Raw genomic sequence first — 23,501 nt, 5'->3', positions numbered from 1 at the left:
CGAATGCGCCACGGATCGCGAGTAGTTTCCAGAAGTTCCTGCCCCAGATCTGCAACCCGCGCGTTTCCCTCCCCCCTTTGCGGGGGAGGGTGGCCCCCGACGGGGGTCGGGAGAGGGGAGCGACGCTGCAGATGAGGGCTAAGGCCGTCATGAAGGCAGCGCCCTCTTCTGAGCCCGGGCTCCCCTCTCCCGACCCCCGCTGACGCGGGGGCCACCCTCCCCCGCAGAGGGGGGAGGGAGAGCGCGTGGGAAATCTGGACCGCCAGCCTTGGCAACCGGATGATGGCCCCGAACCCGACATGTGAGCCCGGTAGCCTCAGCGGGGGAGGGCGTGCCGCGGCACCCCGCTTGGAAAAACCTCACGGCGTCGCACCGGCGGCGCGCCCGTCCGGCGCCTGCGCGGCACTCATCGGACGGGCCGCCGCGCCCCAGGGGAAGCGCCCGACTTTCACGGTCTTGATCGGCTTGAAGGTCTCGGCGTCAATGACCGTCACGTCGCCCGAGACGCCGTTGGTGGTGAAGACCCGCGTGCCCGCCGCGTTGAGCGCGAGTTGCCAGACCCGACGGCCGACCAGGATGTAGCTCTCGACCTTGAAGGTGGCCGTATCCACCACCGCAACGCGATCCGACGGACCCAACGCCACGAAGGCGTGGCGCCCGTCCTTCGCGAACTGGATGCCCACCGGCTGGATCCGGTCGGCCGCGATCCCCTTCACGGCGAACTCGATCGTCTCGGTCACCTTGCGGCTGGCGACGTCGATCACCGAGACGGTGCCGCCGATCTCCGACGACGCCCAGAGCCTCGACCCGTCCGCCGTGAAGGCGGCGAAGCGCGGACGCTGGCCGACCGGCGTCGCGTCCACCGCTTCCAGGCTCTTGGTGTCGATCCAGTGGACCATGTTGGTGGTCTCGGAGGTCGTGACGGCCGTGCGTCCGTCCGGACTCACCGCAACGCCCTCCGGCTCGATGCCGACATCGATCTGCGCCAGCACCTTGCGGGTCTGCGCGTCGACCACCGTGGTGGTGGCGTTCTCCTCGTTGGCGATGAACAGGGTGTGCCCGTCCGGCGCCAGGGCGAACTGCTCCGGATCCTCGCCCGAAGGCAGGTTGTGGCGGACCTGACCGGTCTCCGGGTCGATCACCTGCACGGCGTCGGAATCGCTTGCGCAGACGTAGAGGGACCGGCCGTCCTTCGAGAAGGTCAGCCCCCGGGGCCGCCGGCCGACAGGGAAGGTGCGCACAACCTCCAGGCTGTCGCCGTCGATCACCGAGACGGTGTTGTCGCGCTCGTTCGAGACGAAGATCTCTTCGCTTCGCGCGGGCGCCGCGAGGCAGAGCATGAATGCGAGGAGGGCGAGCCGGCTCATCCTGACGTCCCGGAAAACGCCCGGCAGGCACTCTCGGGCTCGTCGAGGCCGAGGGTGTCGAGTTCGGTGCGGTGGTGGAGGTAGCCTTCGAGCGGCGCCGTCGCGGTGACGGCCCCGGGCCAGAGCAGGAAGATCGGCTGGCGCAGTTGCCCGTCCCAGGTGCGGAAGCTCAGGGGCCGGCCCTTGAAGCCGCCGACCTCGAAACCGGGTGCCGTCAGGGCGCCGCGGACCGCGGCGGCCTCGGTGCTGCGCGCCTTCACGGCGGCCTCGCCGACCGCGTGCACCGCCATCCAGCCCGCCCAGTCGACCGGCCGCATGGCGCGGCCGGCGAGCTTCCGGAACCGCCCCTGGAGCTGAACCGCGGCCCAGGCTTCCACGGGGCGGCCCCAGGCCGCCGGCGCGAGGCCCTGGGTGCCGACCAGAGGCCGGGGGGACGCGGTGTTGTAGTTGAGGCTCGCGCCGAACGCGCCGGCCTCGTCGGCCACCGCCACCACGTCGTGCTCGGGCCCGCGGGTCGTCAGGGCGAACTCGCGCAACGCCGTGTCGCGGACATCGCCGCCCTGCGGGTCGTAGCGCGACTCGGCGACGATCCGCGCCCCGAACTTTTTCGCGCTGCGCTTCAGCGCCTCGGCGTAGAGCGCATCTCCCGGGGCCGGACCGGTCACGAGAAGGATCCGGGACCAGCGCTTGAACGCCAGGAACTGGATCAGCGCGTCGGCCAGCATGGCGCGGGAGGGCAGGACGTGGAGCAGGTTCTTGCGGCAGTCCGCGTCGCGCAGGCGCGTGTCCGGGGCACCGATGTTGAGGAGCACGCTGCCCTTCGCCTCCGGCAGGTCGGCGAGTGCGAGGACGTCCGCGGCCGGCGCATTGAGGACCACGAGGCGCGGATCCGGAAGCGCCCGGAAGGCCTGCCGGATGTCGTCGCCCGGCTCGACGACCTTCGTGTCGAGGGCGAAGGCCAGTCCGAGGAAGCGGCCCGTCGCGTTCGAATCCTTCAGGCCGAGTTCCGCACCCTTGGCGCCCTCGTCGTCCGGGATCGGATCCTCGTTGTTCAGCGGCACCGGCCGCTCGACCCGCCGCTCGAGGTAGTGGATCGTGAGGGGCGGGCCCGCCGGCGGGGTCGCGGCCCCGGCCACTGACATCCCCGCGAGACCCATCAGGGCGCACGGCAGCAGCCGGCCGGCGAGGGTCCGTCCGCACGTCCAGGCCCGCCGCGCACCGGAAGACACCATCCTCGCCCGTCTCCTCCGTGCCCCCCGACATGATCGTTGGCGCGGACTCTAGGGGCGGGTTGCTGCGGGCGGATATTGGACCAAGGTGCACCCATCAGTCTTGATGCAGTGCAACATTAGTCGTGGATCTGCTAATCTTCGCCGATCCGTACCAAAGCATAATGGGTCGGCCGCCCAGACCTTGCTAACCGTCGCACAACGACGATGGGAGGCGGCGGATGCGCACGATGAAGACGGCGGCGGGCGGCGTGCTGGTCGCGCTCGGCCTGGTCCTGGGGGCCGGCGGCGCCTTCGGTCACGGCGACGTCCAGCCCCAGCCGGTGAAGACCGACGGCCTGAAGCCGCTCGGCGCCGAATGGGTCACTGAGAACCCCTACAAGGGCGACGCGCACGCCATCTCGATCGGCGCCTCGGGCTTCAACCAGAACTGCGCCCGGTGCCACGGCCTGGAGATGATCTCCGGCGGCCTCGCGCCGGATCTCCGCTACCTGCCGCAGGGCAAGGAAGGCGACGAGTACTTCGTCGAGCGCATGAAGCACGGCGCGGTCATCAACGGCGTGACCAAGATGCCGGCCTTCGACGGGGTGATCTCGCAGGAAGGCCTTTGGGCGATCCGCAGCTACATCGAGTCGAAGCATGAGGAGTAGCGCGCGCCTCCTCTTGGCCTGCGGGCTGCTTTTGACGCTTCGGCCGCCGGACGCGGGCGCGCGTCCGCTCGATCAGGTCGTGGCCGACGGCACGTTGCGGGTGGCCGTGTACGGCGACAACGCGCCGTTCTCCGACGAGGTCGGGAAGAAGGCCCGGGGCATCGACGCGGATCTGGCCCAGGCCATCGCCGGGTCGCTGAAGGTGAAGCTCGACCTGCGCGTGGTCGATGCCGGCGAGAACGTCGACGGCGACCTGCGGCTGAACCTGTGGCGCGGCGACCTCGCCGGCACGCCGCTCGCCGACCTGATGCTGCACGTGCCGACCGACCGGCAGCTCGCCCTGCGCAACGATCAGGTGTTCTTCACCGCCCCGTATTTCGAGCAGGAGATCGCCTTCGCCTACCGGAAGGGCGCGCTGGAAGGCTTCGACAAGCTCGACGACATCGGCGACCAGAACGTCGCGCTGGAGGGCACGAGCGCAGCGGACCTGATGCTGCTCACCGCCCAGGGCGGTCGATTCCGGCCGAACCTGAAGCATTACAAGAGCTTCGAGGAAGCCGCGAAGGCCTACCTCGCCGGCGAGGCGCCGATCCTGGCCGGCACCCGCGCGGCGATCGAGGCCGCCCTGTTCGCCGCCAAGGCGCCGAAGGACGACAACCCGATCGCCACGGCCCCGTCGACGGGGCTGGTCAAGACCCGATGGGAGATCGGCGGCGCGGTGAAGACCGATTCCCGCGACCTCGCCTATGCGGTCGGGGACGCGATCACCGCGCTCAACGCGGACGGGCGTCTCAAGGCGATCTGCGAGACCTACGGCGTCACCTACACGCCGCCGAAGGGGTATTGAGAGACGCCGACGCGCATTCTCCTTCCCCCTCTGCGAACGACCAGATCCATACATCTCGGCTTGGCACCAATGCCTTAAAGGGCGCTTTCCCCTCCCCCTTGTGGGGAGGGGCCAGGGGTGGGGGTGGTGCAGGAGGCACCGCAGCGCCCCATCCTGAACCACCCCCACCTCCAACTCCTCCCCACAAGGGGGAGGAGAGAGCGCCCCGGCCAAAGATGTGTGAACATTGTAGCTCTTCGGGCGAGGGCCGGCACGCGGCAGTTCCGGACCGCCTCCGCTTTCGCGCCGGCGCCGAGCCGGCGCGCCTTCATGTGTTGCTTAATACAGTTTTGATGCTGAACAAATCTGTCGACTTATTGGACCAATGGCCAATAAGACTTCTCTGAGAACATCGATAGCTTCGTCCTCCAAGGGGGCGCCCCGCGACTCGAGCGGACCGCGCCGAAGCCCGAGCGCTCCGGCCATGCGGACCGGGGCCGATCACGGAGGAAACGTCATGAGAATGCGGACCCGGTTTCTCGCCGCGGTGGGCGTCGCCGCCCTCGTGGCGGGAGGTGCCCTGCCGGCCATGGCCGAGGGGGTGAGCGAGCAGGACATCATCAACGACGCCAAGACCCCCGGCGACGTCGTCACCTACGGCCTCGGGCCGCAGGCCCAGCGCTTCAGCCCGCTGAAGACCCTCAACCGCGACAACATCAAGGGCCTCGTCCCGGCGTGGTCGTTCTCGTTCGGCGGCGAGAAGCAGCGCGGGCAGGAGAGCCAGGCGCTGGTCAAGGACGGCATCATCTACGTCACGGGCTCGTATTCGCGCATGTACGCGATCGACTCCCGCACCGGCGACAAGAAGTGGGAATACGACGCCCGCCTGCCGGAGGGGATCCTGCCCTGCTGCGACGTGGTGAACCGCGGCGCCGCGCTCTACAAGGACAACGTCTATTTCGGCACGCTCGACGCCAAGCTCGTCGCCCTTAACACCAAGACCGGCAAGGTGGTCTGGCGCAAGGACATCGACGACTTCAAGGCCGGCTACAGCTACACGGCCGCCCCGATCATCGTGAAGGGCAAGATCATCACCGGCGTGTCCGGCGGCGAGTTCGGCGTGATCGGGCGGATCGAGGCCCGCGACGCCGAGACCGGCGAGGTCGTGTGGAAGCGCCCCGTGATCGAGGGCCACATGGGCGAGCTGAACGGCAAGCCCTCGACCATGACGGGCAAGACCAACGAGACCTGGCCCGGCGACATGTGGAAGTTCGGCGGCGGCGCCACCTGGCTCGGCGGCACCTACGACCCCGAGACCAACCTGATCTACTTCGGCACCGGCAACCCGGGCCCGTGGAACAGCTGGCTCCGGCCGGGCGACAACAAGTGGACCTCCTCGCGCCTCGCCCTCAACCCCGACAACGGCGAGATCGTCTGGGGCTTCCAGACCACCCCGCACGACGGCTGGGACTTCGACGGCGTCAACGAGTTCGTGCCGTTCGACCTGAACAAGGGCGGGAAGACCATCAAGGCCGGCGCCACCGCCGACCGCAACGGCTTCTTCTACGTGCTGGACCGGACCAACGGGAAGTTCATCTCGGCGACGCCGTTCGTCGAGAAGATCAACTGGGCCAAGGGCATCGATGAGAACGGCCGCCCGATCTACAACGACGAGAACCGGCCCGGCGACCCGAGCAAGGCCACCGGCGACGACAAGAAGGGCAAGTCGGTCTTCGCGGTGCCGAGCTTCCTCGGCGGCAAGAACTGGATGCCGATCGGCTACAGCCCCGACACCAAGCTGTTCTACGTGCCCTCCAACGAGTGGGGCATGGACATCTGGAACGAGCCGGTGAACTACAAGAAGGGCGCGGCCTATCTCGGCGCCGGCTTCACCATCAAGCCGGTCTTCGACGACCATATCGGCTCGCTCAAAGCGATCGACCCGGCCTCCGGCAAGGTCGTGTGGGAGTACAAGAACAAGGCCCCGCTCTGGGCCGGCGTGCTCACCACCGCGGGCAACCTCGTCTTCACCGGCACGCCCGAGGGCTTCCTGAAGGCCTTCGACGCCAAGACCGGCGAGGAGGTCTGGAAGTTCCAGGTCGGCACCGGCGTGGTGTCCTCGCCGATCACCTGGGAGCAGGACGGCGAGCAGTGGGTCGGCGTCGCGGCCGGCTGGGGCGGCGCGGTGCCGCTCTGGGGCGGCGAGGTCGCCAAGTCCACCGCCGGCATCAACCAGGGCGGCAGCTTCTGGGCGTTCAAGCTGCCGAAGACGGTGGCCTCGCGCTGAAGGCTGTCAATTGAAAGCGTGCCGGCCTTACCCGCCGGCACGCCCAGGCCTCGGGATACGGGCGGTCGTCTCAACACCCGCTTGCGCCCCGGGGCCGCTTCCATCAAATTTCGGACCTCCCGCCCGCGTATTCGGCGGATCCTGTGAGGATCTCGAGCGAAGGACCGAGGTCTCCGTGCATCTCCTGATCGTCGACGACCACCCGCTGTTCCGCGACGCCCTGGCGGCCACGATCCGCCTCGCGCATCCGGAGGCGGTGCTGCACGAGGCCGACGGCATCGAGGCGGCCTGCGCGGTGCTGGCGGGCAACCGCGGCATCGACCTGACGCTCCTCGACCTCTCCATGCGCGGCGTGACCGGCTTCGACGGGCTGATCACCATCCGGGCGAGCTTTCCGCGCATCCCGATCCTGATCGTCTCCGGCCACGAGGATCCGCGCATCGTCCGCGAGGCCCTGCAGCACGGGGCGGCGGGTTTCGTCCCGAAGGCCATGGACAAGGCGACGCTCACCCGGGCGATCACCGAGGTGATGAGCGGCGCGCTGTTCCTGCCGCCGGGTCTGGCCGATGCCAGCGCGCCCGCGCCCCGGGGCAGGAAGGCGCCGCTGCCCGAGCGCCTCGCCCGGCTGACGCCCCAGCAATTGCGGGTGCTGATGATGATCCGGCAGGGGAAGCTCAACAAGCAGATCGCCCACGAGCTTCAGGTCGGCGACTCGACCGTGAAGGCGCACGTCTCCGAGATCCTGCGCAAGCTCGAGGTCATCAGCCGGACGCAGATCGTGATCGACACGGCGTCCCTCGACTTCGACCAGATCCACAACGCGCATCCGGCCTGACGGGCGGGCAGAGGCGCGGTTCCATTGCGAACGTGCCGGCTCAGGCTGCACCGTCATCACGAGTGCAGCGAAGTGACCCAGGACAGCGCGACATTGCTCAGCGTTGCGCCGTCTGGATTGCTTCGCTCCGCTCGCAATGACGGCCGGAGTCACTCGCGGCATAAGGCGCGACGCTTTCCCGGACGCCTGGAACGCAGTGGAAGGTGAGCCGGGGGATCAGCACCCGGAGCGCCGCATCAGCGGCACGTGTTGCTTCGTACCGTTTCCGATTGATCAAATCGGCGCCGCCGTCTTTGCGAGCGGAGCGAAGCAATCCAGACGGCGCAACGCTGACAGACGTTGCGCAGCCCTGGGTCGCTACGCTGCGCTCGCGATGACGAGGCGGGCTGCTCCGACCGGCGCGCTCCACCGGAAGGGGTATCAGACGGACGCTTCGCAGTGCCTTGCGCTGATTCCCCGGTCGCATTCCGCTGGCGCTGCATGCGCCCTGGACAAGCGTGCGCCCATTCGTATCCCGCAACCCTGCTCCCCTCGCAGGACCTCCTTTGCCAAATCGATATGATGCTATCTATCAGTATGCGAGCTGATTGATCCGATCATCCAGCCGGATCCTCGCGGCGGTGGACTTTGCCCATGCCCGACAGCGACGATCCGAAGACGCGGGAGCGCCTGCAGCAGGCCTGCACCCACGCGCTGCTGACCACCGGCCGCCACTGGCGCCGAGCGGCCAACACGGTCGCGGAAGCGCACGGTCTGTCCGACGCCACCGCGCACCCGCTGATCATCATCGGCCGCATGGACGAGGAGCCGCGCCAGAATGCCCTGGCCGAGGCCGTCGGCATCGAGGGCCCTTCGCTGGTTCGGCTCCTCGATCAGCTCGCCGCCGCCGGGCTCGTGGTCCGCCGCGAGGATCCGTCCGACCGTCGCGCCAAGGTGCTGGGTCTGACCCCGCGCGGCCGGCAGGTGTTCGAGCAGATCGAGGCCGAGCTCTCGACGCTACGCGCGCGCGTCTTCGCCGAGATCGACGGCGCCGATCTGGAAGCGAGCCTCCGGGTCTTCGCGGCCCTCCAGCGCTACGGGCGGGAGGCCGCCGAGACGGCCGAGCTGGAGCCGGCGTCGTGACTCTTCCCGGATGGCGCGATTGGGCCTTCGCGCTGAAGACCTACGCGGCGGCGATGCTCGCCCTGTTCCTCGCGCTCTGGATCGACCTGCCGCGACCCTACTGGGCGCTGGGCACGGTCTACATCACCAGCCAGGTCCTCTCCGGCGCCACCCGGTCGAAGGCCCTCTACCGGGTGGGCGGCACCGTTCTGGGCGCCGCCATGAGCGTCGTGCTGGTGCCGAACCTCGTGAACGCGCCGGTCCTGCTGAGCCTCGCGGTCGCGCTCTGGGTCGCGCTCTGCCTCTACGTCTCGCTGCTCGACCGCACCCCCGCGAGCTACCTGCCGATGCTCGCCGGGTACACGGCGGCCCTGATCGGCTTCCCGGCCGTGGACGACCCCGGGGCGATCTTCGACACCGCCGTCGCGCGGGCCGAGGAGATCTCGCTGGGCATCCTCTGCGCCAGCCTCGCCGCCACGCTGATCCTGCCGCAATCGGCGGCGCCGCTCATCGTCGAGCGGCTGAATCACTGGTCGGCGGAAGCGAGAGCCTGGATGCAGAGCGCCCTCGCGGCCGCCCGCGCGCCGGAGGTCGCCGGGCCGAGCCAGGGACGGCGCCTGCGCCTCGCCTCGGACGCGCTCGGCCTCGACGCCCTCGGCCTCGCCCTGCGCAACGAGGCGACGGGTGCCGAGCGCGCCGCCGAGGCCTTCGCGCCGCTCCGGCAGCACATGCTGATGGTCCTGCCGATCATCGCCGCCGTGGCGGACCGCGTCGCCGCCCTGGAGCGGGCCGGCGCGCTGCCGGCACGGGTCCGCGCCGTCCTGTCCGACCTCGCCGTCTGGCTCGCCGACGAGGGCGATGATCCGGATCGCGCCTCGGAGCTGCGCCGCCGGGTCGACGGGTTCGACCCCGTCCTCGACCGGGCTCCGGACTGGACCACGCTCCTGCTCGCGAGCCTCGCGGCGCGCCTGCGCGACGTCATTGACCTGCGGCAGGACCTGCGGGCGCTCCGCGGCCACCTCGCCGCCGGCACCGCCCCCCGGGCGCCGCTCGCCTTCGCCTACACGGCCCGGGTCCGGTCGATCCGCCACCGGGACCACGGTCTGGCGGCGTTCTCGGCCTTCGGGGTGTTCGTGGGCCTGCTCGCCTGCTGCGCGATCTGGATCGCCACCGGCTGGCCGGACGGCTCCGCGGCGCCGATGATGGGCGCGGTCGCCTGCTGCCTGTTCGCCGCGCAGGACGATCCCGCGCCGCAGATCCTGGGCTTCACCAACTCGGCGATCGTCGGCGCCCTCGGCGCGGGCGTCTACCTGTTCGCCGTGCTGCCGCTCGCCAGCTCCTTCGAGATGCTGGCGCTCGCCCTCGCGCCGGCCCTGATCCTGTGCGGCCTGATGATGACGCAGCCGCGCACCGCCCCGATGGGCATGGGCGCGGCGCTGAACGGCGCGACCCTGCTGGCCCTCCAGAACGGCTACAGCGGCGAGTTCGCGCCCTTCGCCAACGGGGTGATCGCCTCGGTGGTGGGCATGTGGGTCGCCGCCTTGGTGACGCGGCTGATCCGCTCGGTCGGCGCCGGATGGAGCACCCGGCGGCTCGTGCGGATCAACCGCCGCAGCCTCGCGGCCGCCGCGGACGGGCGCGGCGCCGGCCACGGGCTCGAACTCGCGGCCCTGATGCTCGACCGCGTCGGCCTGATCGCGCCGCGGCTGGCCACGCTGCCCGCCGACATGTCGGCCACCGTGGGCGACCTGCTGGCCGACGTCCGGGCGGGCATCAACCTCGTGGAGGTGCGCCGGGTGCGGCGGCGGCTGACGGGGGCGCCCCGGATTGCCGTCGACCGGGTCCTCGCGCTGGCGGCGCGCCAGCTGCGCGGCCGGCCGGACTCCGCGCTCCTGGCGGCCCTGGACGACGGGCTCGACGCCGTGGCGGGCGCAGCGGCGTCGCCGGAGCGGCGGTCCGCCCTGATCGGCCTCACCGGCCTGCGCCGCGGGCTCTTTCCCGACGCGCCGGCCTACCGGGCGGCGCCCGCAGCGGACGGCCGGGAGATGGCGGCATGATGGGCGAGATCGACCTCTACGGCGTGTTCGTGCCGGGCCTCGCCCTGTGGATGGCCCTGGCCTTCGCCCTCAGCCTGCCGCTGCGCCGCCTGCTCGCGGCGACCGGCTTCTACCGCCTCGTCTGGCACCGGCCGCTCTTCGACCTCGCCCTCTACGTCGTCCTGCTCGGCGGCGTCGTGACCCTCGCCCATCGGACCCTGCAATGACCGCCCTGTTCGCCACCCTCGGCCGCCTCCTGGTCACCCTCGGCATGGTCGCCGCGGGACTGATCGTCGGCCTCGGCCTGTGGGACTACTACATGGATGCCCCCTGGACCCGGGACGGGCGCGTGCGCGCCGACGTGGTGGCGGTGGCCCCCGACGTCTCCGGCCTCGTGACCGAGGTGCTGGTGGAGGACAACCAGGTGGTCCGGAGGGGCGACGTCCTGTTCCGGATCGATCCGGACCGGTTCCGCCTGGGTCTGCGGCAGGCGGAGGCGATGGTGGAGGGTCGCAAGGCCACCGCGGAGCAGACCGCGGCCGACTTCGCCCGCTACAGCAAGCTCTCCGACGCGGCGGTGTCGCAGCAGAAGGTCGAGGCCGCCAAGGCCGCCGACCTGTCCGCGCAGGCGGCCTACGAGCAGGCCGTGGCCGACCGCGACCTCGCCAAGCTCAACCTGGAGCGCTCGGCGGTGCGGGCCTCGGTCAACGGCCGGATCACCAACATGGAGCTGCGGCCCGGCGCCTACGTCACCACCGGCCGCGGGGTCATGGCGCTGATCGACCGCGACACCGTCCGGATCGAGGGCTACTTCGAGGAAACCAAGCTGCCGCGGATCCGCGTCGGCGCGCCCGTGACCGTCCAGCTCATGGGCGAGGACGGCGTGCTCGCCGGCCACGTCGCCAGCATCGCCGGCGGCATCGGCGAGACCGGCCGCAGCGACGCCACCAACCTGCTGGCCAACGTGAACCCGACCTTCTCGTGGGTGCGCCTCGCGCAGCGCATCCCGGTGCGGATCACCCTCGACGGCGGCACGGCGGATCCGCGGCTGGTGAGCGGCCGGACCGCGACGGTCTCGATCGCGCTGGCGGCGGGCGGGGCGGGGCCGCACTGGCCCTGGACGGCGTGGCGCGAGGCGCTCGCCCGCTGAGGGCAGCCGAACCATCCCGCCGGGATCGGGTTGGCCCCGGACGACGTCACGACGATTCAGGAGGCCCCATGTCGAAGACGATCCTCGCTCTCGCCGCATCCATGGTTCTCGCCACGTCCGGCGCGGTGCTGGCCCAGGCGCCGCATACGGGCGGCGCCAACCAAGGCAACGTGAACAAGTCGGGCGCGGTCGGCGGCACCGGGACGGGGGCCGGCACCCTGGAGAGGACCGGCTCCTCCGGCGCCGGCATGGCGCCCGGCACCAGCGGCGGCCCGCGGGTCAGCACCCCGGGCGCGCCCGCCGGCAGCAGCTCGGGTAATGGCGCGACGGGCAGCGGCGCGGCGCCGAGCGGGCGGTAGGCTGCAGGCACCGCAGCCGCTCTCCTCCCCCTTGTGGGGGGAGTTGGAGGTGGGGCAGGATCGAGCGGTGCGGTGCCGTCTGCACCGCCCCCACCCCTGACCCCTCCCCACAAGGGGGAGGGAAAAGCGCCCTTCTCTCAAGGCATCAGTGCCAAGCCGAGATGTGTGAACCCGGTTGCCCGCAGAGAAAGCACCCGTCAGATCCCCTGCGGGTCATCGTGAACGCCGCCCCTACGCCCCCAGCCCGCCCACGCACAGGTACTTCGTGTTCAGGTAATCCTCGATGCCCTGGTACGAGCCCTCGCGGCCGAGGCCGGATTCCTTCACGCCGCCGAAGGGCGCCACCTCGGTGGTGATGATCCCCTCGTTGATCCCGACCATGCCGTATTCCAGCGCCTCCGCCACCCGGAATGTGCGGCCGAGGTCGCGGGTGTAGAAGTAGCAGGCGAGGCCGTACTCGGTGTCGTTGGCCATGCGGATCGCCTCCGCGTCGTCGCGGAAGCGGAACAGCGGCGCCAGCGGCCCGAACGTCTCCTCCCGGGCCACCGCCATGGCGGGGGTGGCGCCGGTGATCACCGTCGGCTCGAAGAACTGGCCGCCCAGCGCGTGCCGGTGGCCGCCCGCGACAACCCGGCCGCCCTTCTCGACGGCGTCGCGGATATGGGCCTCGGTCTTCTCGACGGCCGCCATGTCGATCAGCGGCCCCTGGGCGACGCCGTCCTCGGTGCCGTTGCCGACCTTGAGGCGGTTGGCGGCTTCCGCCATCTTCTCCGCGAAGGCGTCGTAGATCCCGTCCTGCACCAGGAAGCGGTTGGTGCAGATGCAGGTCTGGCCGGAGTTGCGGTACTTGGCGAGCATCGCGCCGGCCACCGCCTTCTCGAGATCGGCGTCGTCGAACACGATGAAGGGCGCGTTGCCGCCCAGCTCCATCGAGACCTTCTTCACCGTGTGGGAGGCCTGCTCCAGCAGCACCTTGCCGACCTCGGTCGAGCCGGTGAAGGTGATCTTCTTGACCAGCGGGTTGCTCGTCATCTCACCGCCGATCGCCCGGGCCGAACCGGTGAGGATCGAGACCGTGCCCGCCGGGAAGCCGGCGCGCTCGCACAGCACGCCCCAGGCGAGGCCGGAGAGCGGCGTCTGCGAGGCGGGCTTGATCACGATCGGGCAGCCGGCGGCCAAAGCCGGGGCGATCTTGCGGGCGATCATCGAGGACGGGAAGTTCCACGGCGTGATCGCCGCCACCACGCCGACCGGCTCCTTGGTGACGAGGATCTTGCGGTCGCCCCAGGGGGAGGGGACCACGTCGCCGTAGACGCGGCGCGCCTCCTCGGCGAACCACAGCACGTAGGCCGCCGACATGCCAACCTCGCCGCGGGCTTCCGTCAGCGACTTGCCCTGCTCGGCGGTCAGGATCTGCGCGAGATCCTCCTGATGCTCGGTGACGAGCGCGGCGAGCTTGCGCAGCAGGACGGCGCGCTCGTTGGCGGTCTTGGCGCGCCAGGCCGGGTAGGCCGCGTGGGCGGCCTTGATCGCCTGGCGGGTCTCCTCGGCGCCGGCATTCGGTACCTTGGCGATCAGCGCGCCGGTCGCCGGGTTGGTGACGTCGATGCTGCCGGAGCCGGCCTTCGACCATGCGCCGCCGATCAGGCAGGAATCGACCAGGAGGGCAGCGTCCTTCAGGACGGGAATTTCGGTCTCAGGCATCCAACGGTTCCTTCGGCGGCTGCGGCGCGTCGGAAACCGACAGGGCCGTCCGCGGCTTGAGGGCAGCGCCCTGGGCCGTATTCCTCGCCTGTGCCTCGGCTTTTGTCTCGAATACATGGGGAGCCAGATCGCGGCTCGCCAACGAGGCGCCGAGTTTCAATCGCAAGAACGCGCTCGTGGTATACCGGGACGCGGTCTCGTAATAGCGGTTTTCGAGGTAGGCGATCGCCGAGAAGTACGCGTCGCTCACCGTCGGGTCGATCTCGAACCCGTCGTAATTGGCGATCAGGTGGACCTTGCGGCCGATCTCCTGGCAGCTCCGTTCGAATTCCCGGCGCACCAGCTCGACGTCGTCGATGGTGCGCACCTGGAAGCCCTCGAGGTTCGAGAACAGGATGTTGCGCTCCGGGTCGTAGCTGATCCGCTCGGACAGCGAGAGGCCGAGGAGCCACGGCTCCAGGGCCATCACGGCGTCGCGGAACAGGCGCGGATCCATCGGCTTCGGATCCTGCACGATGGGGGTGAAGCCCATTTGGCCGAGGATGTCGCGCTCGATGTCGATGCCGGGAGCGACCTCGGTGAGCTCCATGCCGGCCCGCGTCCGCCGGAACACGCAGCGCTCCGTCACGTAGAGCACCGGTTGGCCACGCTCGGCCGCGTAGGCCCCCGAGAAGGTCACCTGCTCGACCGCGGCGATGAACTTCCGGGAGCGGCCCTCGGCGAGGATCCGCATGCCGCCGTCCTCCACGGCGACCTTCAGCCCGTCGGCCGTGAAGGTCCCGGCGAAGACGAGGCTCTTCGCGTTCTGCGAGATGTTGATGAAGCCGCCCGCGCCCGCGAGCCGCTTGCCGAAGCGGCTGACGTTGACGTTGCCCTCCGCGTCGCACTGGGCGAGGCCCAGGCAGGCCAGGTCCAGGCCGCCGCCGTCGTAGAAGTCGAACTGCTGGTTCTGATGCAGCACCGCGGCGGGGTTCAGGGCGGCGCCGAAATCGAGCCCGCCCTGCGGCAGGCCGCCGATCACGCCGGGCTCGGCGGTGAGCGTCAGGTACTTCAGCACCCGCTCCTCGGCCGCCACCGCCGCGACGCCCTCGGGCATGCCGATGCCGAGATTGACCACGCCGCCGGGGGGCAATTCGAAGGCGCAGCGCCGGGCGATGACCTTGCGGGCGTCGAGCGCCATCGGGGCGATGCGGTCCAGCGGCACCCGCTGGCGGCCCGTGAAGGCGTGATTGTAGGGCGTGCCGTAGGTCTGGCGGTGGTTCTCGGGCTGGCTCAGGACCACGCAATCCACCAGCACGCCGGGCACCTGCACCTCGCGCGGGTTGAGGGAGCCGGCCTCGGCCAGCCGCTCAACCTGCGCGATGACGAAGCCGCCGGAATTCCTGGCCGCCATGGCGGCGGCGAGGTTGTCCAGCGTCAGCGCCTCGCGCTCCATGGTGATGTTGCCGGCGGGGTCGGCCGTGGTGCCGCGGATCAGCGCGACGTTGACCGGGAAGGCCTTGTAGTGGAGCCACGACTCGCCGCCGATCTCGACCACGCTGACCAAGTCGTCCCGGGTCTCGGCGTTGAGCTTGCCGCCCTCCAGCCGCGGGTCGACGAAGGTGCGCAGGCCCACCTTGGTGATGTGGCCTGGCGTGTGCGCGGCGATCTCGCGGTAGAGGTGCGAGACCACGCCGAGCGGCAGGTTGTAGGCCTCGATCCGGCCCTCCACCGCCATCGCGCCGAGCTTCGGCACGAGCGCCCAGTGGCCGCCGACGACGCGCTTGACGAGGCCGGGGATCGCGAGGCGGTTGAGTCCGCGCTCCTTGCCGTCGCCGGGGGCGGCGGCGAACATCAGGCCGAGTCCGTGCGGGCCGGCGCCGGATTCGAAGCGGCGGGCGAGCGCCAGGATCAGTTCGTCGGGCGTGCCGATCCCGACGAAGCCGGAGACGGCCACCATGTCGCCGTCGCGCAGGATGGCGATCGCCTCGTCGGCGCTGACGATCTTGTTCTTCAGGCTGCCCATGCGGCACTCCCCCGAGCCTGCACGCTATCCCCTCTGGCCGAGCCAGTCGGCGATGCCGGAGCCCAGCAGCTTCTGTGCCTTGCCACCGACGAAGACGCCGACATGGCCGCCGGGCAGACCCAGCTCGGTGTAGTCGGTGGTGCCGATCCTGTCCTTCAGCGCCTGCGAGGTGGCGGGCGGGATGATGTGGTCGTCCTGCGCGAAGACGTTCAGCACCGGGCAGGTGATCTTCTTCAGATCCACCCTGCGGCCGCCCAGCTCGAAGGAACTCTGGACCAGCTTGTTGTCCTGGTAGAGGTCCTTCAGCCACTGCTTGGCGGCTTCGCCTGGATGGTCCGGACGATCAGCGATCCACTTCTCCATGCGGAGGAAGTTCAGGAACTTCTTCTTGTCGTCGAGGGCGTCCAGGAGGTCGAGATTGTACTTCGTCATGGTGCGCATCGGCGTCATCATCGAGAACACCGAGCCCATGAAGGCGCCGGGCAGGGTGCCCTGCGCCTCGATCAGGCGGTCGACATCCTCGGGCGTGAGCGAGCGCGTCCAGACGTTGATGAAGCCGTGGCCGGCCCGGTTCTCCCGGGTGTCGGCATGGAAGTCGATCGGCGTGATGGTCAGCACCATCGCGTTGACGGTCTCGGGATAGAGCGCCGCGTAGCAGGTGGTGAAGACGCCGCCCTCGCAGATGCCGAGCAGGCTCACCGTCTCGCGCTTGGCCGCCTCCTGGATGAAGGCGACGCACTCGGCGAGGTAGCCGTCCACGTAATCGTCGATGGTGACGTAACGGTCGGCCCGGCCGGGATTGCCCCAATCGACCACGTAGAGGTCGAGGCCGAGCTTCAGCAGGTTGCGGACCAGGGAGCGGTCCTCCTGCAGGTCGGCCATCGTGTAGCGGCCGATCAGGCCGTAGACGATCAGGACCGGCGGCAGGCCCTTGCTCTCGGCGAGCGGCCGGTAGCGGTAGAGCCGGACCTTGTCCTGACTCCAGACCAGGTCCTTCGGCGTCGTGGCGATTTCGACGTCGGCGTCGCGGACCTCCGCGAACATCTTGGCGCCGGCGCTGATGCGCTGGCCCAGGGTGCCGACCTCGGCCAGCATCTCGGCCGGGGACAGGCTGAGTGGCGCGGCCGGCATCTTGGGATTCTGCTGGTCAGCCATGGGCGTCCTCCGCGGCGCGCGCGCCGTCCGCCTTCGCCCGGGCCGCGCGGCGCTCGCGGCGGAGCGCCCGCACCTCGCGGCGCAGCTCGGTCAGGCTCTTGTGCACGTCGTCGAGCTCGGCCCGGGTCGGCTGGCCGTAGAATTCGGACAGGAAGGCCGCGACATCCTGCTGGGCGAGGCGCAGATCGGTGGAGGCCCGCAGCACCGCCCGCTGCGAGGCCAAGAACTTCTCCGAGCGCTGCACCTCCAGCAGGACCGCGTTGGCGGTCTCGATCCAGCGGGTCATCATGTCCCGGGCCGAGGCGAAGCTCTCGCCGCGCTCCGCGCGGGCATTGGCCTCCTTGGCGAAGGTCCCGGCCGCCCGGGTCCAGGCCTCCAGCATCACGGCCTGGTGCTCGCTCTGGGCGCGCCGGAGGCTCGCCCAGGCGGTGAACAGGGCTGCGTAGCGCCGCTCGGTCTGCCACAGGTCGGCGAGCTGCGGGCCCTCGGCCATGCGGGTCAGCGCGGCGTCGAACTCGGCCGAGCCGCCGAGCCAGGCCTGCGGATCGAAGATGCGCGCGAGCACCGCCCCGGCGGTCGGGTCCGGCGCGTCCGGGCCGCCCTGGAGCGATCGGGTCAGGGTCTGCGAGAGGGCGGTGGCGGCGGTCCAGGCCTCGGTCAGCTTGGCCTGCGCCGCCGCGAGGCCGCCGAGGTCGGTCGCCGGAAAGGTCGGCCAGCCGAAGCCGGCGGAGGGCTGGCCGGCGCCGGGGGTGAAGAAGCCCGCGCCGGCCCGGGTCCAGAACTCGCTCATCGCCCGGAACGCGTCGAACTGGTCCATGCAGGCGTTCCTCCTCACAGCCCTGAGGCTAAAAACGTCGCCTCCGTCTTTGCGAGCGGAGCGGAGCAATCCAGCAGCGCCACGCTCGGGGAGATCGCGCTGCCCTGGGTCGCTTCGCTGCGCTCGCGATGACGGTGCGGGTTGGGCTGACCGAGCGACAGATCCAGCGCCGCCTCCGCCCTCACGCCGCCGGCCGCGCCTCTCCCAAGGCCTCGGCGTAGATCGCGAAGGCGTCGTCGTAGGTGACCTCGCGCGGGTTGTTCACGAGGAGCCGCGTCTGCTTCATCGCATCGGAGGCCATGCGCTCCAGGTCCTGCCGAGCGACGCCGACCTCGGCCAGCGAGGCCGGCACCTTGCAGTCGCGGCAGATCGCGTCGAGGCTCTCGACGAAGCGCTTGGCGGCCTCAGGCCGGGGCAGGTCCGCGGCGGCGGGGTCGAGGATCGGCGCGAGCTCCGCGTACAGCCCCTCCGCGTGTGAGAGGTTGAAGCGCATCACCCCCATCAGCACCAGGGCGTTCGAGAGCCCGTGCGGCACGTGGAAGATCGCGCCAACCGGGTAAGCCAGGGCGTGCACCGCCGCCACGGGGGCGTTGGCGAAGGCCATGCCGGCCAGCATCGAGCCGAGCAGCATGCCGGAGCGCGCCTCGAGGTTCCTGCCGTCCGTGCAGGCGGTGCGGATGTTGGCCGAGAGCAGCGCCAGCGCCTGCTTGGCGAGCTGGTCGGAGATCGGGTTCTTCTTGTTCTTGCTGGTGAAGGCCTCGATGGCGTGGACCATGGCGTCGATGCCGGTCGCCGCCGTGACGTGCGACGGCAGGCCGAGCGTCAGCTCCGGGTCGAGCACCGCCCAGTCGGGCAGCAGCTTCGGCGCGACGACGCCCTTCTTCTCGGTGGTCGGCGTCGTGACGATCGAGATCGGCGTCACCTCCGAGCCGGTGCCGGCCGTGGTCGGCACGAGGATCAGCGGCAGGCGGTCGCCCTTGGCGAGGCCGACGCCGTAGATCGCGTCCAGCGGCTCGTCGGACTTCGCGAGATAGGCCACGAGCTTGGCGGTATCGAGCGCCGAGCCGCCGCCGATCGACAGGACGAGGTCGGTGCCGAGCTCCCGGGCGCGCTTGGCCGCCGCCTCGATCACCGTGGAGGGCGGGTCGGCGACCACGTCCTCGTAGACGTCGAGGGTGACGCCGGCCTCCTTCAGGGCCGCCTCGGCGGCCTGGGTCAGCCCGGCGCTGCGCACGCCCTTGTCGGTGACCAGCAGGACGCGCTTGGCCCCGAAGCTGCCCACGATCTCGGGTAGCTTCTTCGCGGCGCCGGCCTCGAACAGCACGTTCGGCGTGGTCTGGAAGGTGAACGGGTTCATCGCGCTGCCCTGTTGTCGTGCCGATCCGTCTGCGGGGCCGAGATCACTCGGCCGGCTCGAAATCCTTCACCTTGGCGCGCAGCTCGTCGACCAGCACGCGGGTGTTCTCCGAGTAGTCGATCGGCACCGCCACGAGGTGGACGCCGCCCGCCGCGAAGGCCCGGTCCAGGGTCGGCACGAGGTCGTTGACCGACTCGACCCGGTGGCCGGTCGCCCCGTACGACTTGGCGTAGAGGACGAAGTCCGGGTTGTTGAAGGTCATGCCGTAGTCGGCGAACTTGTCGACCGCCTGCTTCCAGCGGATCATCCCGTAGGCCGAGTCGTCCAGCACCAGCACGACGAGGTTGAGCTTGAGCCGCACCGCGGTCTCCAGCTCCTGGCTGTTCATCATGAAGCCGCCGTCGCCGCAGACCGCCATGACGCGCCGGTTCGGGTAGAGCATCGCGGCCATCATGGCCGAGGGCAGGCCCGCGCCCATCGTGGCCAGCGCGTTGTCGAGGAGCAGCGTGTTGGCGACGTAGGTCCGGTAGTTCCGGGCGAACCAGATCTTGTACATGCCGTTGTCGAGGCAGACGATGCCGTCCTCGGGGATCACCCGGCGCACGTCGCGCACCAGCCGCTGCGGCGTCACCGGGAAGCGGTCCTCGCCCGCCCGGTCGGCGATGTGGCTGAGGATGTGCTCGCGCAGGTGCATCAGCGCGCCCGCGTTCGGCAGCTTGCCGTCGAGCTTGTCGGCGAGCAGCTTCAGCGTCGGGCCGAGGTCGCCCACCACCTCGGCGTCGGGATAGTAGACCTGCTCGACGTTAGCCGGCATGTAGCTGATGTGGATGACCTTCTGGTCGGCCTGGCCCATGAAGAAGGGCGGCTTCTCGATCGTGTCGTGGCCGATGGCGATGATCAGGTCGGCCCTGTCGATCGCCTCGTGGACATAGTCGCGCTCAGACAGCGCCGCCGTGCCCATGTAGAGGTTGGTGCCGCCCGCGACGGTGCCCTTGCCCATCTGGGTGGTGAAGAACGGGATCTGGGTCCGCTGGACGAAACCGCCGAGCTCGCCGGTGGCGCGCGGGCGGCTGGCGGCGGCGCCCAGCATGATCAGCGGGCGCTTGGCCTTCAGGATCATGTCGGCGGCGCGCGCGATGGCGGTCGGGTGGGCGACCGGGATGTCGATCGGGTGCGAGGGCACGAGGTCGGCCTCGGCCTCCTCGGAGGCGATGTCCTCGGGCAGCTCCAGCAACACCGGGCCCGGCCGCTCCTCGGTGGCGACCCGGAAGGCGTCGCGCACGATGGTGGGGATCGACGAGGCGGAGACGATCTGCCGGGCCATCTTGGTGATCGGCTTCATGGAGCTGATCACATCGACGATCTGGAACTTGGCCTGGCGCGAGGACAGGATGCCCTTCTGGCCGGTGATGATGATCATCGGCATGGCGCCGAGATGCGCGTAGGCGGCGCCGGTGGAGAAGTTCAGGGCGCCCGGCCCCAGCGTCGAGAGGCAGACGCCCGGCCGGCCGGTGAGGCGGCCGTGGGTGGCGGCCATGAAGCTCGCCGCCTGCTCGTGGCGGGTGAGGACCAGCTCGATCTTGGAATGGCGCAGCGATTCGACGACGTCGAGGTTCTCCTCGCCCGGGATGCCGAAGATGCGGTCGACGCCTTCGTTTTCCAAAGCTGCGACGAGGAGATCTGAACCCTTGGGCATGCGAAGTCTCGCTGATGCTGCGGCGCGCCCGCGCTGCCCGGCCTGTCCATGCTCCGCACCTCGCGGAACCTTGAACGGAACGGCCCGGACGAAGGAACGCCCCCCGAATATTCGGTTCGTTAGAGGGCTCGCCCGTAGAAGGGTCAAGGGCCGTGACGGGCCGGGCAGTCACAGAGCCGGGCGGATGCTACCGTGTCGAAGTCCGTCCCCGCTCCGGGACGAGGCCCGCCCGGTCGCGGCTGTCCGGCGTTCACGGATTGGATAGCGATGGACCGCCTCGGAAGCGACACGACGGCTGCGGACGACGGGGATGCGCGCGCGGCCGCGGCCGACTCGGTGCTCGCACCGATTGCCGAATTCCCGCGCATCGACCTGCGCGTCGGCGTCGAGGCCTGGGACAAGCGCCGGCAGGCCGGCAAGCGGCTGCGCGCCGCCGTACCCCACGCGGCCCAGGCCGGCCTCGCGGACGACCCGGACCGCCCCGACCCGGTCGCCCTGATCGAGGCGGCGCATGAGGGCCGGCAGGCGCGCCTGATCCCGCTCCGGGTCGCCCGGATGGCGAGTTCGCCCTTCGCGTTCCTGCGCGGGGCCGCGCACGTCATGGCCTGGGACCTGTCGCGCGGGCCGCGCAGCGGCATCGACGTGGTGATGAACGGCGACGCCCACATCGACAATTTCGGCCTGTTCGGCACGCCCCAGCGCGACATCGTCCTCGACCTCAACGATTTCGACGAGGTGACGATCGGCCCTTGGGAATGGGACCTGAAGCGCCTCGCCGCCGGCCTCGCGGTCGCCACCGCGGATGCGGGCGCGCCGGTGCGGGCGCGCCGCGATGCCGTCATGGAGACGGTCGCCGGCTACCAGCACACGATGCGGCGGCTCGCGCCGCAGGGCTCCCTCGACGTCTGGTACCAGACCACCCGGGCCGACGCGCCGCACATCGCCGGCCTTCGGATGGATACGGAGGCCCGGGCCGTGGTGCGGCGGGCCGTGGACAAGGCCCGGCGGCGCAACAACCGCAGCCTGCTCGGGCAGGTGGCCGAGCGGCGCACCGACGGCAGCTGGCGCCTGCAGGCCGATCCGCCGATCCTGACCCCGGTGGACGACGCCACCCGCGAGGGCGTCGTCACCGGCCTGGAGCGCTACGCCGAGACCCTGCCGCGGGAGCGGCGCTTCATGCTCGACCGCTACCACGTGGTCGACGTGGCCCACCGGGTCGTCGGGATCGGCAGCGTCGGGACCCGGGCCTATCTCGCCCTGCTGTTCGGCAACTCCGACGCGGACGCGCTCTTCCTCCAGGTCAAGGAGGCGGTCCGCCCGGCACACGCGCCCTACCTGCCGGGCGTGCCCGCCCCCTTCGCCGGCCATGAGGGCGAGCGCGTGATTTACGGCCAGCGGCTGCTCCAGGCGGTGGGCGATCCGCTGCTCGGCTGGACCAGCATCGCGGGCCGGCCGTACTACGTGCGGCAGATGAAGAACCTGAAGGGCGCGATCCCCCTGGCCCGGATGGCGGGCGCCTCGCTCCTGACCTTCGCGTACGCCTACGGGGCCCTGCTCGCCCGCGCCCATGCACGAACGGGCGATGCGGCGGCGATCGCCGGCTATTGCGGCAGCGGCAAGCACCACCACCTCTCGGCCGCCATCGCCGACTGGGCGGCCGCCTATGCCGAGCGGAACGCGGCGGATTTCGCCCTGTTTCGCGCCGCCATCGCGAGCGGCCGCCTGGAGGCCGCGGAGGATCCTTGCCTGTGAGTCTCGGCCTCAGATGATGCCGGGGGGCGGCGGCTCGTGGGCCAGCCGGACGAGAAGGTCCCGCAGCCAGCGGTGCGCCGGGTCGCGGTCGTAGGAGGCGTGCCACAGCATCGAGACCGCCACGTCGTCGAGCTTCACCGGAACCGGACTGACGCTCAGGGCCAGGGCGCTCGCGAAGGACGTGGCCAGACGGGCATGCATGGTGGCGATCACCGGCGCGGCCCGGACGAGGAACGGGACGACGAGGAAGCGCGGCGTCGTCACCGCCAGGGTACGCGCCCGCCCGATGAGGGCCAGCGCGTCGTCGACCACCCCATGGGCGGTCTCGCGCAGGGATGTCAGGACGTGGGGGAACCGCAGGTAATCCTCCAGGCCGATCGGCGGCTCGACGCCGATCAGGGCGGCGTTGAACAGCACCACGTAGCTGTCCCGGTAGAGGAGCCGCTGTTTGTGATGGAGCTGTCCCTCGGAAAACAGGCCGATGGCGAGGTCGACCCGGTCGGCATCGAGCTCGTCCAGGATCCGCGACCGGTCGACGGAGCGCAGCAGCAGCCGGATCCCCGGCGCCTCCCGCCGGAGCTGCGCGATCAGCCGCGGACCGAGCAGAACCTCGACGCTGTCGGGCAGGCTCACCGTGAAGGAGCGCTCCACGGTGGCCGGATCGAAGCTCTCCTCCCGGTGCACCAGCGCCTGGACCTGCCGCAGGGTGGCGCGCAGGGGCTCGGCGATGGCGAGGGCCCGGGGCGTCGGCCGCATCCCGTCCGGCGCCCGGGTGAGAAGCTCGTCGTCGAACAGGCGCCGCAGGCGGGCGAGGCTCGAACTCATCGCCGACTGGCCGATCCCGATCCGGGCGGCCGCGCGGGTGACGCTGCGCTCGTCGAGCAGGGCGTCGAGGGCGACCAGCAGGTTCAGGTCGATCCGGCTGAGATCGATATGGTCAATGGCCACGGGCAGCGCGATCGGCGAGGGCTCGGACGGCCGGCATAGCAGACCCGGCCGTCCTCCTCCCTCGACCTGCACGATCGGATGAGATTTTTTCCGCCTGCGGTGCAGCGCCGTGACCGCTTCAACCCGTCATCCCGGGGCCGCGCAGCGGAGCCCGGGATCCAGAACCACCGGAGCCGCAGAGCTTGCACCGTCGCGGCTCTGGGTTGCCCGCCTCCGGCCTGCCCCTT

Annotated in this window: 19 protein-coding genes; 10 read left to right on the top strand and 9 right to left on the bottom strand. The window is 70.6% G+C overall.

Features of this window, described 5'->3' with window-relative positions:
• Window positions 1-359: 359 nt before the first annotated feature.
• Window positions 360-1,367: a YVTN family beta-propeller repeat protein gene (locus tag ACLBX9_RS18700; RefSeq protein ID WP_447720001.1), complete on the bottom strand. Its 1,008-nt coding sequence runs from the start codon at window positions 1,365-1,367 to the stop codon at window positions 360-362.
• Complete coding sequence (locus ACLBX9_RS18695) at window positions 1,364-2,524, bottom strand: ABC transporter substrate-binding protein (protein ID WP_447720002.1); 1,161 nt, start codon at window positions 2,522-2,524, stop codon at window positions 1,364-1,366. Before ACLBX9_RS18695 ends, ACLBX9_RS18700 begins: the two co-directional genes overlap by 4 nt.
• Before the next feature lie 293 nt (window positions 2,525-2,817).
• Here ACLBX9_RS18695 and pedF point away from each other — a divergent pair, with 293 nt between their 5' ends.
• The 9 genes from pedF (at window position 2,818) to ACLBX9_RS18650 (ending at window position 11,840) form a co-directional block, all read left to right on the top strand.
• Window positions 2,818-3,246 (top strand): cytochrome c-550 PedF, encoded by a 429-nt coding sequence (gene pedF, locus ACLBX9_RS18690; protein WP_010683924.1) that lies wholly within the window; start codon window positions 2,818-2,820, stop codon window positions 3,244-3,246.
• Window positions 3,236-4,093 carry a substrate-binding periplasmic protein gene (locus ACLBX9_RS18685; protein ID WP_447720000.1) on the top strand — a complete coding sequence of 286 codons (858 nt, stop codon included), beginning with the start codon at window positions 3,236-3,238 and terminating at the stop codon, window positions 4,091-4,093. Before pedF ends, ACLBX9_RS18685 begins: the two co-directional genes overlap by 11 nt.
• Before the next feature lie 496 nt (window positions 4,094-4,589).
• Window positions 4,590-6,359 (top strand): PQQ-dependent methanol/ethanol family dehydrogenase, encoded by a 1,770-nt coding sequence (locus ACLBX9_RS18680; protein ID WP_447719999.1) that lies wholly within the window; start codon window positions 4,590-4,592, stop codon window positions 6,357-6,359.
• A gap of 175 nt (window positions 6,360-6,534) precedes the next feature.
• Complete coding sequence (locus ACLBX9_RS18675) at window positions 6,535-7,194, top strand: response regulator (protein ID WP_010683921.1); 660 nt, start codon at window positions 6,535-6,537, stop codon at window positions 7,192-7,194.
• 633 nt (window positions 7,195-7,827) lie between these two features.
• The gene (locus ACLBX9_RS18670; protein ID WP_010683919.1) at window positions 7,828-8,316 is read left to right on the top strand and encodes a MarR family winged helix-turn-helix transcriptional regulator; all 489 of its coding nucleotides are present in this window, start codon (window positions 7,828-7,830) and stop codon (window positions 8,314-8,316) included.
• Window positions 8,313-10,352: an FUSC family protein gene (locus ACLBX9_RS18665; protein WP_447719998.1), complete on the top strand. Its 2,040-nt coding sequence runs from the start codon at window positions 8,313-8,315 to the stop codon at window positions 10,350-10,352. Before ACLBX9_RS18670 ends, ACLBX9_RS18665 begins: the two co-directional genes overlap by 4 nt.
• Window positions 10,349-10,558: a DUF1656 domain-containing protein gene (locus ACLBX9_RS18660; RefSeq protein ID WP_010683917.1), complete on the top strand. Its 210-nt coding sequence runs from the start codon at window positions 10,349-10,351 to the stop codon at window positions 10,556-10,558. Before ACLBX9_RS18665 ends, ACLBX9_RS18660 begins: the two co-directional genes overlap by 4 nt.
• Window positions 10,555-11,481, top strand: a complete 927-nt coding sequence (locus ACLBX9_RS18655; protein ID WP_447719997.1) for an efflux RND transporter periplasmic adaptor subunit — start codon at window positions 10,555-10,557, stop codon at window positions 11,479-11,481. Before ACLBX9_RS18660 ends, ACLBX9_RS18655 begins: the two co-directional genes overlap by 4 nt.
• A gap of 68 nt (window positions 11,482-11,549) precedes the next feature.
• On the top strand, window positions 11,550-11,840 hold the full coding sequence (locus ACLBX9_RS18650; protein ID WP_447719996.1) for a hypothetical protein: 291 nt from the start codon (window positions 11,550-11,552) through the stop codon (window positions 11,838-11,840).
• 231 nt (window positions 11,841-12,071) lie between these two features.
• On the opposite strand, the gene ACLBX9_RS18645 is transcribed toward ACLBX9_RS18650, so the two are convergent.
• From ACLBX9_RS18645 to ACLBX9_RS18620, 6 genes are all read right to left on the bottom strand, one after another.
• Window positions 12,072-13,544, bottom strand: coding sequence for an NAD-dependent succinate-semialdehyde dehydrogenase (locus ACLBX9_RS18645; protein ID WP_447719995.1), 1,473 nt, complete (start codon window positions 13,542-13,544; stop codon window positions 12,072-12,074).
• Window positions 13,537-15,549 carry an acyl CoA:acetate/3-ketoacid CoA transferase gene (locus ACLBX9_RS18640; RefSeq protein ID WP_447719994.1) on the bottom strand — a complete coding sequence of 671 codons (2,013 nt, stop codon included), beginning with the start codon at window positions 15,547-15,549 and terminating at the stop codon, window positions 13,537-13,539. Before ACLBX9_RS18640 ends, ACLBX9_RS18645 begins: the two co-directional genes overlap by 8 nt.
• 24 nt (window positions 15,550-15,573) lie before the next feature.
• Window positions 15,574-16,704 (bottom strand): class III poly(R)-hydroxyalkanoic acid synthase subunit PhaC, encoded by a 1,131-nt coding sequence (phaC, locus tag ACLBX9_RS18635; protein ID WP_447719993.1) that lies wholly within the window; start codon window positions 16,702-16,704, stop codon window positions 15,574-15,576.
• Window positions 16,697-17,521 (bottom strand): poly(R)-hydroxyalkanoic acid synthase subunit PhaE, encoded by an 825-nt coding sequence (locus ACLBX9_RS18630; protein WP_447719992.1) that lies wholly within the window; start codon window positions 17,519-17,521, stop codon window positions 16,697-16,699. The genes phaC and ACLBX9_RS18630 overlap by 8 nt, the downstream gene beginning before the upstream one ends.
• Before the next feature lie 181 nt (window positions 17,522-17,702).
• Complete coding sequence (locus tag ACLBX9_RS18625) at window positions 17,703-18,878, bottom strand: iron-containing alcohol dehydrogenase (protein WP_447719991.1); 1,176 nt, start codon at window positions 18,876-18,878, stop codon at window positions 17,703-17,705.
• Between the two features lie 43 nt (window positions 18,879-18,921).
• The gene (locus ACLBX9_RS18620) at window positions 18,922-20,574 is read right to left on the bottom strand and encodes an acetolactate synthase large subunit (protein WP_010683909.1); all 1,653 of its coding nucleotides are present in this window, start codon (window positions 20,572-20,574) and stop codon (window positions 18,922-18,924) included.
• Between the two features lie 267 nt (window positions 20,575-20,841).
• Between ACLBX9_RS18620 and ACLBX9_RS18615 the strand changes: the two genes are divergently transcribed.
• On the top strand, window positions 20,842-22,326 hold the full coding sequence (locus ACLBX9_RS18615; RefSeq protein WP_447719990.1) for a DUF2252 domain-containing protein: 1,485 nt from the start codon (window positions 20,842-20,844) through the stop codon (window positions 22,324-22,326).
• Window positions 22,327-22,335: 9 nt separating this feature from the next.
• Here ACLBX9_RS18615 and ACLBX9_RS18610 read toward each other — a convergent pair whose 3' ends face one another.
• A complete protein-coding gene (locus ACLBX9_RS18610) occupies window positions 22,336-23,274 on the bottom strand; it encodes a LysR family transcriptional regulator (RefSeq protein ID WP_158169182.1) in 939 nt (312 codons plus the stop codon).
• Window positions 23,275-23,501: the final 227 nt, after the last annotated feature.

Source organism: Methylobacterium sp. A49B, from assembly GCF_053346215.1.
Note: the sequence above shows the minus strand (reverse complement) of the source record. Positions and strands in the feature narration are given on the sequence as shown.